We start from the raw sequence: 12,779 nt of genomic DNA, 5'->3' as shown, positions 1-12,779 counted from the left end.
TCGAACCCATCAACAGTCGCCAATTTTGGCGGCTTTTTTGTCTTCATGTTAATATTTTTCCAGCTATATCGAATCTATAGCCCGAAGGAGCCATTTTCATTTACTGGCAATTAAGAGAAAATGAGAAAAAATATGACCAAATCTCGTATGATGGCTAGAACAAAAATAGAAGGGAGGTCGTTTGAACAATGAATAAAACGGGAGTATGGCTGTTTTTTGCATGGACTGTATCAGCTGTGGCAACTAGCGGAAGTTTGTTTCTTAGTGAAGTATGGCATTTTACGCCATGCGTCTTATGTTGGTACCAAAGGATCTTCATGTATCCATTAGTCATTGTCTTGGGAATCGCGGCATATCGGCAAAAGACGCACATCATCCCATATATCCTACCCCTTGTCATCAGTGGCGGAGGCATATCTACATATCATAGTATCATTCAAAAACTCCCCAAGGAGTCGGATATCGCGGCATGCGGGCCGGTGTCCTGCTTGAATGACTATTTGAATTGGTTCGGTTGGTTGACCATTCCGATGCTGGCATTTGCCGCGTTTGTGCTCATCGCCGTAGCTCTATTGCTGGCTCTGCGCTCGCAGAAGCAACAAACAAACCAATGATGAAGCTGTTAATATATTGATATTAAACATAAGAGGCCGGGCTGTTTAACAGCCGGCTTTTCTCCGTTGTACCATGGGTATGGCTATGCCGAATCGTTATGCCGGGTTACTATCACTTTTGAGCTCTTTCCCTGGTGTGATTGATTCTTCCCGATAAAGAATACCAATCCAATGACTGGTTTCTTATCTGTTTTATTCTGCCTGTTTGCAGAGTAATCGGGAATGGTCTGTCCATGTGGCTCTATGAGAATATAAGTGATCCCAGCCTTTGTCCATTCAGGAGTTGGTTTATTTCTTTTTGATTACTTATTAGGACTTACAGGCATTCATATCCGATTGTTCTGAGCGCAGGCAACCCATGTCTGTGTTTTTTTATTTTTTCTGAAAGGTGAGGATGGCATTGACACAACAAACTCGTATTTGGTTCATCACAGGGGCGAGCAAGGGGCTTGGATATGCCTTCGCCCGTGCTGCCTTGGAAGCAGGTGATAGGGTTATAGCAGTGGTAAGGACCATTAGCACTTTGGAATCATTAGAAAAGAAATATCCAGATTCTTTATTGCCTTTGGAGCTCGATGTAAGGAGTAGAGAATCGGTTTTTACAGTAGTGAAAGCAGCGGTCGAACATTTCGGGGGATTGGATATTATAGTTAATAATGCAGGTGCTATGACTTTAGGGATGGTCGAAGAACTAAGTGAAGACGATGCCAGAAGCTTAATGGAAACCAACTTTTTCGGTGCTCTTTGGGTCTGTCAGGCGGTATTGCCATATCTGCGGGAACAAGGTTCAGGGCACATTATTCAAGTCTCCAGTATCGGTGCATTGGTATCGGGTCCAATGTCCGGTATTTACAGCGCGAGTAAGTTTGCATTGGAAGGGTTAAGTGAGGCATTGGCTAAAGAGGCTGCTTCCTTTGGAGTCAAGCTTACCATGGTCGAACCCGGGGGATACTGGACGGACATGTACACAACGATGAGCTTGAGTCATCCGATAGAAGCTTATGGACCTCTTCGGGAAAAAATGGCTAAGCAATATTCGGAAGGCTCAGTAGACAGCGATCCCCAACTAGCAGCCGAAGCTCTCTTAAAGTTGGTAGGAAGCGAAGACCCGCCCTTGCGTCTGATCCTCGGCAGTATGGTATTCGATGTAGCGATAAACACCTACGAAGAGCGCGTAAACACTTGGAAGCAGTGGAAGACGGTCAGCCGTGCTGCTGAAAAAGCGATTCCTGCACCGGAAGGGTACGGGGAATCCGGGGAACAGAACGATAGCTCTAATTAAACGACCCGTAACAGCCGGCCTTAAGGTCGGCTTTTTTCAATCAACAATGAATGGTAGTGATCCAATTTTTATATCTTGCGGTCTTATTCCATAACCCTATGCTCCAATAAGGAGCTTGTGATACATTACTTAAAAATCATGACGAGGAGATGGAATCTGAAATGCATAAAGTAATACATCCCAAAATTCATTATTTCGGGACTTCGGTTGTGTTGATAAGCACCATCAACGAAGACGGCACCCCCAATCTGGCTCCGATGTCCTCTGCCTGGTGGCTCAATCAATCATGCATGCTTGGTATGAGCAGCAAGTCTCAGACTGTCCAAAATATCATTCGTGAAGGAGAGTGCGTGCTTAATCTCCCGTCGATTGACTTGATTCCCGCAGTTGATCGTCTGACCCTGTTAACAGGTCGCAATCCGGTCCCTGAGTCGAAAGCAGCAAGGGGTTATCAATTTGAAGCGAATAAATTCGGTGTTGCAGGGTTAACACCACTTCCGTCCCAGCTCGTTCAAGCGCCGCGTGTGAAAGAATGTCCCGTCCATCTGGAAGCCAGGTTTGTAAAGCTCCATCCCTTTGAAGAACCAAGCTCGCTTGTTGCCATCGAAGTGCGCATTGATAAAGTTCATGTCGAGGATGATCTTCTTATGGATGCCCATTCAAACCATGTCGATCCTTCGAAATGGAATCCGATGATTATGAATTTTTGCGAATATTTCGGTCTAAGCGAGCAATTGTCCTCATCAAAATTAGCGCCGGTATTCGGATCTGATTCGGTAGAATAGCTATTCTTAATATTCGCGCACCTTCATACAATGAATGGATGTTCGATCCTATGAAGAACGGGATATTTTGTCCGGCCGGGAAGGGGTGCAAGACATGGACTTGACGGGGAGCGGATTACTGTTAGTAGCGCTGACAGGCTTGATGGGGGCGCCGCATTGCCTGGTGATGTGCGGAGGGATCGTGTCTTCTCTGGCCCTTCGAACCAGCAGCTCTCCGCTTGCTTCTACGTTAGCCTACAACGCTGGCAGAGTGACAACGTACACGGTGATCGGAGGCTTTATGGGGATGGTGGGTTCCTTCCTGGATGTGGCTGGCAGCTTTGTAGGCTTTCAAGGCGCGGCCAGCATCATTGGAGGTCTGCTTATTCTGCTGTGGACATTTCGTCGGTACACACTGCCCATTTATAACGCAAATCTGCCGAGACATTCTTTGTTACATCTGAAATTGGAACGTCTTGGTCGGCGGTATGAGTTGTTTGCGACTTTTCTAACCGGACTTCTGCTCGGTTTTCTTCCATGCGGTTTGACCTATGCGATGCACATGAATGCAGCGGCATCCGGAACTGGTCTGGAAGGCCTCTTGATCATGCTGGTATTTGGACTTTCGACATTTCCCATTCTACTCCTAACGGCGCTGTCTGCCGGCGGTTTAACGAAAAAGTGGCGCAGAGGAATGCGTAAACTCGGCGGATTTCTGGCCTTTTTAATGGGAGTGCTTTCAATTTTAAAAGGGATTAGCGCCAACGGATGGATCCCGGGAATTCACCCATGGTTATGGTAAGCAGGACTAGCGAACCTTGAACAACGTCGTCACCGTGACATATTGATCCTCCCAACGAAGGACCGCTTCCGCCTGCCACAGTCCTTGCATGACAGGTACGGCCGTTGCGCTGTATACACCCGGCTTTGATTCGACAATAACGGAGGGGAACACACCACAAAACATATCGGGCATCTTAAGGTTGAGTTTAATATCGGCATTAACAATGGGCTTCTCAGGCAGTTCCGTAATGAAAACCTGAAAGGACGTTTCTTTCATGGGTTCTGCAACAGACTGAACGGCTTGTATTTCCATGCGAAGCTGCCCATCGGTATAAAGGTTTTCTACTTTGGAACGATCATGAACCTGCCGGTAAATCATCATAGCCGCGATCATAAAGAGCGACAACAAAGCCATGCCCCATCTTGTCTTCACGATATCCCTTCTTTCGCCTGAAAACATGAGTATTCTCTCATAGGTATGTAAGAAAAGGTCAGAACATGCACATATGGATGGGGCCTTAGTTCTGATATTTGCGCATGAAACCCTAAATCATGTTGACAAGAAATTCGGGCCGGACCCTCTACAGCTTTCCAGGGATGTAGGACTTCCCTGTGAGTTAATTGCGGAGGTTTTTTTGTGCCAAATGAACTTTTATCTCATTACACCATTAAGCTACCCGAAGGCTCCGTTTTTGATGCCAACCATGGGTCGTTTCATTACAATGTGGATTAATCGGCATCACAATGGCGAATCGCATCATGGGTTGAAAAAACTTAGAGGGAGAATCAAAAACTCACTTGCATAAGAAAATCCTCTTGTATTAGAATTGTGTGGGGATCGAATATGTGGAGATTATATAGTTGCTTCTCCGATCGACTTCATTTTCATATTAGGAGGAACAACATGGAAGTCTTTGCAGAATATTTAGCACATATTGATAACCCTGAACATCGTGAACGTACGGAAGAGGTTTTGGCTTGGGTAACTAAAAAATTCCCGCAATTAATGCCGAAAATGGCGTGGAATCAGCCTATGTTTATCGACCACGGCACGTTTATCATTGGCTTTAGCATTGCCAAACATCATTTGGCCGTTGCACCTGAAAGAGTAGTGATTCAGCATTTTTCCGACGAAATTGTACAGGCTGGCTATGATCACACCAAAGAGTTGGTACGTATCCGGTGGGAGAGACCGATTGATTTCTCATTACTTGAGAACATGATCGAGTTTAATATTACGGATAAGGCTGACTGTACAACTTTTTGGCGAAAATAGCAAAAAAAGAATGTATAGGAAAATCCCCTTTGAAAGGGGATTTTTGATGCTGCTTCGGGAAGTCGCCAAGTTGACCGTGGGGCTAAAAATTTGGCCTGAAATGAATGAAACGAGACGTTACTTGACAACGTAATAACGAAAGGGCGTCAAGGAACAATCAAAACTGGGGAAAAACCTCTGCTCTTTAAAGTGGAGATTAGATGTTTTTAGCCAGGAAATTTAATCATGGACATTCGCACATAAGAGAGGGGAACTACTGTTGGAATCAATTTGGTTGGAGTATGCATGGGCATTACTAATTCTTATTGGATTGGAAGGTTTACTATCGGCGGATAATGCCCTTGTTTTGGCAGTTATCGCGAAGCACTTACCGGAGGACCAGAAGAAGAAAGCAATCAATTACGGGATCATTATGGCTTTTGTTTTTCGCTTCGCGGCTTTGTTTGCGATATCGTTTATTGCGAACGTTTGGCAAATACAGGCGATTGGAGCTGCTTATCTTCTATACCTCGGATTAAAGCACATCATCAAAGCACGTTTCGGTAAGGAAAATAAAAATATTCGCGAGGACATAAAGAAAGATGCTGCCGGTAAAGGCTTCTGGCCAACGGTAAGCAAAATTGCTATTGCGGATCTCGCCTTTGCGATTGATTCCATTCTTGCTGCAGTGGCCTTGGCACTGGGTCTCCCAGATTCGCCGCTTCCGGATTTCGGTGGCATGGACGGAGGAAAATTCTTGGTTGTTGTCCTTGGCGGAATCGCCGGGCTCATTCTGATCAAATTTGCAGCCACATGGTTTGTTAAGCTGCTTGCTCAACGACCAGCACTGGAGACCACGGCTTATGCGATCGTGGCATGGGTCGGCGTCAAGCTCGCTGTGATTACCTTAGCCCATGAAGATATCGGGGTGTTAGATCACCATTTCCCACATAGCACAGTCTGGACCATAATCTTCTATGGTGTCTTGGTGGCGATTGCCCTTCTCGGTTGGTTTGCACCCGGGAAAAGTAAGCAGTCACAGACCGATCAACTCTAGTTCCGTGCTTTCGATCATAGTTGACAGATGGCCTTCCCTTAAGGGAGGGCCATTTTGCTTGTCGGTCTAAAATTCAATTTGAGCAAAATTATGGATTGACATGACACGAAGCAGTTTCCTATAATCATTGTGTCACTAAATGGTGTCCAATTAGAATGTGCTTAGACATACCACTTCTCCACTTAGAATTACAAAACAGGTTGCGTTTGAACCAAGATCGGAAGGATGTTAGCCATGAGCGAAACGAATCAGGAATATATCGTAATCTCGGCTGCGAGGGAAAACAATCTTAAAAACGTAACCTTGCGCATTCCCAAGCGGAAGATCACGATATTCACCGGGGTATCCGGATCCGGCAAGTCATCAATCGTCTTCGATACAATTGCCGCAGAATCTACGCGTTTGCTGAATGAGAACTTCAGTATGTTCGTGCGTAACTTTCTTCCTCGCTATCCGCAGCCAGATGCGGACGCGATCGAGAATCTGAGCATGGCTGTAATCGTTGATCAGAAGCGGCTAGGCGGCGGTTCCCATTCCACGATGGGCACGATTACCGATATTTCTCCCATTCTCCGTCTTCTCTTCTCCCGAGTGGGACAGCCCTATGTCGGACAAGCGAACATGTTCTCGTTTAACGATCCGCAAGGCATGTGTCCAGAATGTAACGGGATTGGTCGCAAATTAGGAGTCGATATGAGCAAGGCGCTGGATATGTCAAAGTCGCTCAACGAAGGGGCTATTATGCTGCCGGACTATTCAGTGAACGGCTGGGAGTGGAACATGATTGTTCAGACCGGGGACTTTGATCCCGATAAGAAGCTGAACGACTATTCGGATGATGAACTGGATCAGCTGCTGTACGCCAAGGCAAGGAAAGTAAAGATGGACTTCGCCGGCAAGGCAACGAATATTACAGTAGAAGGCGTCATTGAGAAATTCACGAACAAATACATCAAGCAGGATGTGAAGACGAAGTCCGAGCGCACACAAAAAGCTGTTGCACCATACATTTCCGAAGGCCCGTGTTCCAGCTGCCGCGGTGCCAGACTAAGTCAGGCAGCCCTTAGCTGCAGGATCAATGGACTCAATATAGCGGAAATGTCTTCCATGGAGGTTGGTCAGCTCATTCGAGTTATCCGGGAGATTGACAACGCGATCGCAGCGCCGATGGTGAAGTCACTAACGGAGAGACTGCAGCATCTGGTGGATATCGGGCTCGACTACCTGACGCTGGATCGCGAAACGGACACTTTGTCCGGCGGCGAGTCGCAGCGCGTCAAGATGGTGAAGCACCTGAGCGGAAGCCTGGTAGATGTCACCTATATCTTCGATGAGCCCAGCGTTGGCCTACACCCCCGTGATGTACACCGGTTAAATGAATTGCTTCAGAAGCTGCGCGACAAGGGCAATACCGTGATTGTTGTCGAGCATGACCCCGATGTGATCAAGGTGGCGGATCATATCGTTGACGTAGGACCTCACGCCGGCAGCCGCGGCGGCACGATCGTATATGAAGGAAGCTACGAAGGCTTATTGGAGGCTGGTACGCTGACAGGCACTCATATGAAGCGGCCGCTGCAGCTGAAAAGCGTTTGCAGGCAACCCTCCGGCAAGCTATTTATCCAGGATGCCACGCTTCACAACCTTCAGAACGTGAGTTTAGATATTCCAACCGGCGTACTGACCGTCGTAACTGGAGTCGCCGGCTCGGGCAAGAGTACGCTGATTAACGAAATATTCCTCAGCCATCATCCGGATGCGATTGTCATCGACCAATCGGCGGTAGGTGTGTCAACACGCTCGAATCCCGCAACCTACACGGGCATAATGGACGATGTTCGCAAAGCGTTTGCTTCTGCAAACAAGGTCAGTCAAGGCTTGTTCAGCTTCAACTCTAAAGGGGCTTGCGATAACTGCCAAGGGCTGGGTGTAGTGTATACAGATCTTGCTTTCCTCGAGAACGTGAAGCTGCCATGCGAAATATGCGGAGGCAGACGGTTCAAGGAAGAAGTGCTAGAGTACAAATTAAACGGCAAATCCATTGCAGAAGTGCTGGCGATGACGGTGGAGCAGGCATTGGAATTTTTTGAACTGAAAGAGGTTGTGCGCAAGCTGCAAGCAATGAGTGATGTAGGGCTGAACTATATTACACTCGGCCAGCCGCTCAGCACGCTCTCAGGCGGGGAATGCCAGCGGATCAAGCTGGCAAGCGAGCTGCATAAGAAGGGGAGCATCTACGTGATGGATGAGCCGACGACGGGCCTACATATGTCAGATATCGGTGACCTGCTTGGGATCATGAACCGTCTCGTGGATGCAGGCAATACGGTGATCGTCATCGAGCATAACCTCGACGTGATCAGTCAAGCGGATTGGATTATCGATATGGGACCGGACGGAGGGAGCCGGGGAGGCCAAGTGGTATTCGAGGGCACACCTTCGAAGATCATCCATGCGGAGCAGTCGATCACGGGAAGATATTTGATGTAATCAAAACCCGCTTGTGTAATGCATGGGTTTCTTGATATGCAGCTTGTCATGTATTTGTTCATACAAGAAGGAGGGGGAATTATGACGAAACCATTGATTGTCGGAGATGCCATGCATGAATTGGCTCAAACACGCCGAATTCTGGAGTGCTTACCCGAGGAGCATATGACCTGGAAGCCCCACGTAAAATCAATGACATTAGGCGGACTTGCCACGCATCTGATCAACCTGCTGAACTGGCAAGTCGCGATTATTCTATACCCGGAATTCGATCTTTCATCCGTTCCGCTTCGGCGGGAAGCATTGAAAAGACGCGAAGACGTGCTGGAGGAATTTGACGCGAACGTTACCCAGATTAAAAAGCTGTTAGCCGAATGCGACGAGAAATCGCTCGCCGAGGAATGGACCTTGCGGAACGGCGACCATATTCTCCAGCGTCAACCGCGTGCAATCGCGCTTCGCACCTTCGGTTTAAGCCACATGGTTCACCACCGGGCGCAGCTCGGAGTTTATTTGCGGCTGCTTGATGTTCCAGTGCCGGGCATTTACGGTCCCTCAGCCGATGAGGAAGGTAAGTGAAGCAAGGAAAGTCGCAGGAAATGGTCGAAGATGAGGACATATACGAAGTCGCGGAAATCGCGACTTTTTTTGTCAGCCGATATGGACAAGAAAATATATTCCGAAATCGGGCGTTATCGAATGCGACGATTGGGTTATAGAAGTGAGCAATCTGAAAGAAATCCATGAATGAATAACCTGCTATGATCGAAAACAGGAGTTGTGAACAAGTCAAATCATATCGGAGGGATGATGAACCAAAATAACACCTGGCGTCAGCAAGCTTTGACGAACTGGACGGTAAGACACAATTGACGTATCAAAACCGTTTTTGAGGAAACGGTCGCTGTATTCGATAAGGTGCAAGTATGTCTTGACGCTAACGGCAAACGCTGGTTACGAATCAGAAAGTATAAAGCCTCCGAAGAGAAGAACCCGATTGAATCAGTATGCAAAAGCTGCTATTGGCGGCATTTTTGGTTGAATGAAATGGTACTTAACGTCGTAAGTAGATTCGAATACTGAATATGTAAATTCAGTCTTAAGGAGGAGGTCAACGATGATGAGGTCCGTATAATAAGGATTGGAAAGGAGAGACATACCACTACTCAAGCTGGCATTTTTATAGACAAATTGGAGGTTGAAAAGATTGAACAGGCACGACACAAGCACCCATGCACCAAGCCTTCTTCGCAATCGGTTCCTGCAGACCATTTTATTATCAAGCGTGCTCCTGCAGATCGGAATCTGGGTACGTAATTTCGCTATTCTCCTATATGTAGCGGATAGAACCAATAATGATCCATATGCTATTTCGCTAATCAGCGTAGCAGAATTCGCCCCGATTTTTGTTTTTTCGTTCATCGGAGGTACATTTGCGGACCGCTGGAAGCCAAAGCGAACGATGATCTGGTGCGATTTATTATCCGCGGTATCGGTATTCGTAGTGCTTCTGACCATCCATTACGGTTCATGGCAATCCGTCTACCTTGTCGCATTCATCTCGGCTATTTTGTCGCAGTTCTCGCAACCTTCCAGTATGCGACTGTTTAAGTATCACGTGTCTGAAGAACAACTGCAGCAAGGGATGGCTCTATTCCAATCGCTGATGGCCATCTTCATGGTCCTTGGCCCTATGCTTGGCACATTCGTGTACAGTACGTTTGGCCTTGAAACCTCGATTGCTGTAATGGGCGTAGTTTTTCTGTTATCCGCGCTCGTCCTGATTCGCCTGCCGGAGGATAACATGAAATCTCAAACAGCCGCCGTAAAAGGGCAATTCCGTAAAGATTTCGTTGAAGGCTTCCGCTATGTTTGGCAGAGCCAAGTGCTGCGCATGCTCGGACTTGCGTTTATTCTCGCCGGACTCGCTGTTGGCGTAGCCCAAGCGCTCAATCTGTTTATCGTAACGGAGCGGCTGGGCAGGAGCGAGGAGTTCCTGCAATATCTGCTAATGGTGAATGGCGCAGCCATGCTCATTGGCGGCGGGATCGTGGCCGTCTTCGCGAAGCGGGTTCCGCCGCAGGTTCTTCTTGCCATAGGTATGCTGGCAGGCGCGGTCTGTACAACTATTGTGGGGTATTCGACTAGTGTTCCGGTCACGCTGACCGTTCAATTTCTAAATGGGCTTGTCTTCCCTTGCATTCATATCGGGATCAGCACCATGATCCTGAAATGGTCGCATGCTTCCATAGTCGGTCGGGTGAATGGGGTTCTGAATCCGATGTTTGTTGGGATGATGGTCATTTCCATGTCTTTTGCTGGCGCGTTAAAAGACGCCTTTTCGCTGAGTACGATCTATAGCGGAGCAGGGTTGCTATTTCTTCTTGGCTCACTCGTCATGGTGCCGATCATGAACCAAAAAGCGCCGGAACATGTACTTACCGCACAAGAGACATAATCTCGCACTATCGATAAGGTTATGTGAAGAAGAGCCGGCTAAAAAATAGTCGGTTCTTCTTCATTCCCAAGGGATGGTTAGAGCATATGCACAACCGAAGTCGCGATAATCGCGGCTTTTTTAATTTAACGATGCCCATTTCTTTTATATTCAGAATTCAGAAGATGACCGCTGGCCGTTTTGTTATAATCAACTTAATTGATTTCTTATTAATGAACGGATACGAGGTGGTTGTATGGACAATAAATTATATGACCGTATCAAAGGCGGCCTGTATGGAGTGGCTGTAGGCGACGCACTTGGCGGAACGACGGAGTTTATGAACGTGCTTGAGATTGAGGAGAGGCACGGCTATTTGACGGAAATCATCGGCGGCGGGGTGTGGCAGCTGGAACCGGGCGAAGTGACCGACGATACCATGATGACGCTGTGCGTGGCGAGAGGGATACTCGAAAATCCTGGGGAGCCAATGGATGCGATCGGGCGTTTCTTTATGGAATGGTACCATTCCAAGCCCAAAGATATCGGGAATATCATCCGTCATGTTTTTCAAAAATATGAAGGAGACTGGTTCGAAGCGGCCTTTGTGGCGCACATGGATATGGGGCAAAGCGGAGGGAATGGTTCCCTCATGCGATGCCTGCCTGCAGCACTTGCCTACAAGGACACGACGGACATTGACCGAGTGACCATCATGCAGTCACGGATGACGCATTATGATCCAAGGTGTGCCGAAGTCTGCGTCATGTACAACCGAATGGCGCAACGTCTTCTGCAGGGTGAACATTTAAGAGCAGCCATCATGGCCGAGGTGGTGGGTAGCGAATACGAAGGCATCATTGAAGCACAGCCGGATTGCCCGGCAAGCGGTTATGTGGTCCACACCTTCCGGTGGGTACTGCATATTTTGCTCCTTACCTCGGATTTTGCGGGAGTCGTTCAGAAAGCGGCAAATCTAGGAGATGATTCGGATACGATCGGTGCTATTGCCGGTGGATTGGCAGGCATCTATTACGGGTATGAAGGAATTCCTGTCCGATATGCAGAGGCGATCCTCATCAAAGATAGACTCGACCGGATCGTTTCGCAACTGTATGCATTGAAAACTTTATGATAAAGAAATCATGAAACACAATATGAACGCTATGCTCGATAATGGTGTCATTACATATCTTTCTTTTGTACTTCTGGATATTAGATTTGCTATCGTATTAAATCCCAGGAATACAGTAATTACCCAAACCAAAATATTCGTAGGCAGAACATTAAAGATATTGATGACGTTAGTATGCTGCAAAAAAACAACTCCCATAACGAGAAGAATAATAGCGTTTATAGCACTTACAACACGTAGTTTGTAGGGGAGCACTTTATAATATCCACCCATTGCAAATTCGCCTAAAGGCAAACCAAGCGCAAGCAACACCTGAAAAACGGCGATAGAAATAAACATAAAAGTGACGATAATGGATAATAAGTAGAGCATACTCTCTTCCATGCATTTCTCCTCTTTAATTAGTAGTTTATTTTTAAGAATATTATATTCCTCTTACTATCCTGCAATGCCAAAAGTTATACTTGTGTCCAGGTGCTTCGGTAAAACCCGTTGCAACCGCATTTACGGGAATAACAGCTGTTGTGCGGCCGCTAACTTTGGAAAGGGGTGACTTTAGCATGCTCTTACTCAGTCTCATTTTATATTCGATCGTATTCGTCTCCGGGTACTTATGGATCAAAAAAAAGCTGAAGGTATCCAACGATTCAAATCAGCTGCTCTATAAGCATATCAATCGATTTCATCTGATTGGGGAGTTGATCATCATAGCTGTGTCCCTAATCGCCCTTTACTTCATGAGGATTGTTTGGGAGTGGAGATCGTCGGCTTATCAGGACGTTATACTTGTGGTAGCTGTTCTACACGCTTTCCGTTCCGTTGTTGAAAGACGCTATAAGAAGGATTCGAAACAACATTTCCTCAGCGCTTATGCAAGTGTTAGCGGTCTGCTCCTTTTCCTTGGCATTGAGCTGTTTGCGTAACAACACAAGAAGCACTGTTCCTATAGAAATCTATCATTC

At 47.0% G+C, this 12,779-nt stretch carries 14 protein-coding genes; 12 read left to right on the top strand and 2 right to left on the bottom strand.

What is annotated here, in order from left to right:
* The first annotated feature begins 188 nt into the window (after positions 1-188).
* The 4 genes from DP091_RS11430 (at position 189) to DP091_RS11415 (ending at position 3,462) form a co-directional block, all read left to right on the top strand.
* Complete coding sequence (locus tag DP091_RS11430; protein WP_113058442.1) at positions 189-614, top strand: disulfide oxidoreductase; 426 nt, start codon at positions 189-191, stop codon at positions 612-614.
* Positions 615-1,014: 400 nt separating this feature from the next.
* Entirely contained in the window at positions 1,015-1,896 is an 882-nt protein-coding gene (locus DP091_RS11425) for an SDR family oxidoreductase (protein ID WP_258394484.1), read from the top strand.
* A 161-nt stretch (positions 1,897-2,057) separates the two neighbouring features.
* A complete protein-coding gene (locus tag DP091_RS11420; RefSeq protein ID WP_113058440.1) occupies positions 2,058-2,681 on the top strand; it encodes a flavin reductase family protein in 624 nt (207 codons plus the stop codon).
* A 94-nt stretch (positions 2,682-2,775) separates the two neighbouring features.
* Entirely contained in the window at positions 2,776-3,462 is a 687-nt protein-coding gene (locus DP091_RS11415; RefSeq protein WP_113058439.1) for a sulfite exporter TauE/SafE family protein, read from the top strand.
* Between the two features lie 6 nt (positions 3,463-3,468).
* Here DP091_RS11415 and DP091_RS11410 read toward each other — a convergent pair whose 3' ends face one another.
* On the bottom strand, positions 3,469-3,876 hold the full coding sequence (locus DP091_RS11410) for a FixH family protein (protein ID WP_113058479.1): 408 nt from the start codon (positions 3,874-3,876) through the stop codon (positions 3,469-3,471).
* 471 nt (positions 3,877-4,347) lie between these two features.
* On the opposite strand from DP091_RS11410, the gene DP091_RS11400 reads away from it, so the two are divergent.
* The 7 genes from DP091_RS11400 (at position 4,348) to DP091_RS11375 (ending at position 11,817) form a co-directional block, all read left to right on the top strand.
* A complete protein-coding gene (locus tag DP091_RS11400) occupies positions 4,348-4,719 on the top strand; it encodes an iron chaperone (protein WP_113058437.1) in 372 nt (123 codons plus the stop codon).
* A 259-nt stretch (positions 4,720-4,978) separates the two neighbouring features.
* Positions 4,979-5,755: a TerC family protein gene (locus DP091_RS11395; RefSeq protein WP_113058436.1), complete on the top strand. Its 777-nt coding sequence runs from the start codon at positions 4,979-4,981 to the stop codon at positions 5,753-5,755.
* 234 nt (positions 5,756-5,989) lie between these two features.
* Positions 5,990-8,245, top strand: a complete 2,256-nt coding sequence (locus DP091_RS11390) for an ATP-binding cassette domain-containing protein (RefSeq protein WP_113058435.1) — start codon at positions 5,990-5,992, stop codon at positions 8,243-8,245.
* Positions 8,246-8,326: 81 nt separating this feature from the next.
* Complete coding sequence (locus tag DP091_RS11385; RefSeq protein WP_113058434.1) at positions 8,327-8,824, top strand: DinB family protein; 498 nt, start codon at positions 8,327-8,329, stop codon at positions 8,822-8,824.
* On the top strand, positions 8,821-8,964 hold the full coding sequence (locus DP091_RS31325; RefSeq protein WP_181469780.1) for a hypothetical protein: 144 nt from the start codon (positions 8,821-8,823) through the stop codon (positions 8,962-8,964). The genes DP091_RS11385 and DP091_RS31325 overlap by 4 nt, the downstream gene beginning before the upstream one ends.
* Before the next feature lie 488 nt (positions 8,965-9,452).
* The gene (locus tag DP091_RS11380) at positions 9,453-10,703 is read left to right on the top strand and encodes an MFS transporter (RefSeq protein ID WP_113058433.1); all 1,251 of its coding nucleotides are present in this window, start codon (positions 9,453-9,455) and stop codon (positions 10,701-10,703) included.
* A 235-nt stretch (positions 10,704-10,938) separates the two neighbouring features.
* Complete coding sequence (locus DP091_RS11375; protein WP_113058432.1) at positions 10,939-11,817, top strand: ADP-ribosylglycohydrolase family protein; 879 nt, start codon at positions 10,939-10,941, stop codon at positions 11,815-11,817.
* Here DP091_RS11375 and DP091_RS11370 read toward each other — a convergent pair.
* Positions 11,812-12,201, bottom strand: coding sequence for a hypothetical protein (locus DP091_RS11370; RefSeq protein WP_113058431.1), 390 nt, complete (start codon positions 12,199-12,201; stop codon positions 11,812-11,814). The two genes, DP091_RS11375 and DP091_RS11370, sit on opposite strands and share 6 nt — an antisense overlap.
* A gap of 176 nt (positions 12,202-12,377) precedes the next feature.
* Here DP091_RS11370 and DP091_RS11365 point away from each other — a divergent pair, with 176 nt between their 5' ends.
* The gene (locus tag DP091_RS11365; RefSeq protein ID WP_113058430.1) at positions 12,378-12,740 is read left to right on the top strand and encodes a DUF4181 domain-containing protein; all 363 of its coding nucleotides are present in this window, start codon (positions 12,378-12,380) and stop codon (positions 12,738-12,740) included.
* Positions 12,741-12,779 lie beyond the last annotated feature (39 nt).

The organism is Paenibacillus sp. MDMC362, from assembly GCF_003269305.1.
Taxonomy (GTDB): domain Bacteria; phylum Bacillota; class Bacilli; order Paenibacillales; family Paenibacillaceae; genus Paenibacillus_AQ.
The sequence above is the reverse complement of the archived record's forward strand: the minus strand, read 5'-3'. Positions and strand labels throughout refer to the sequence as shown.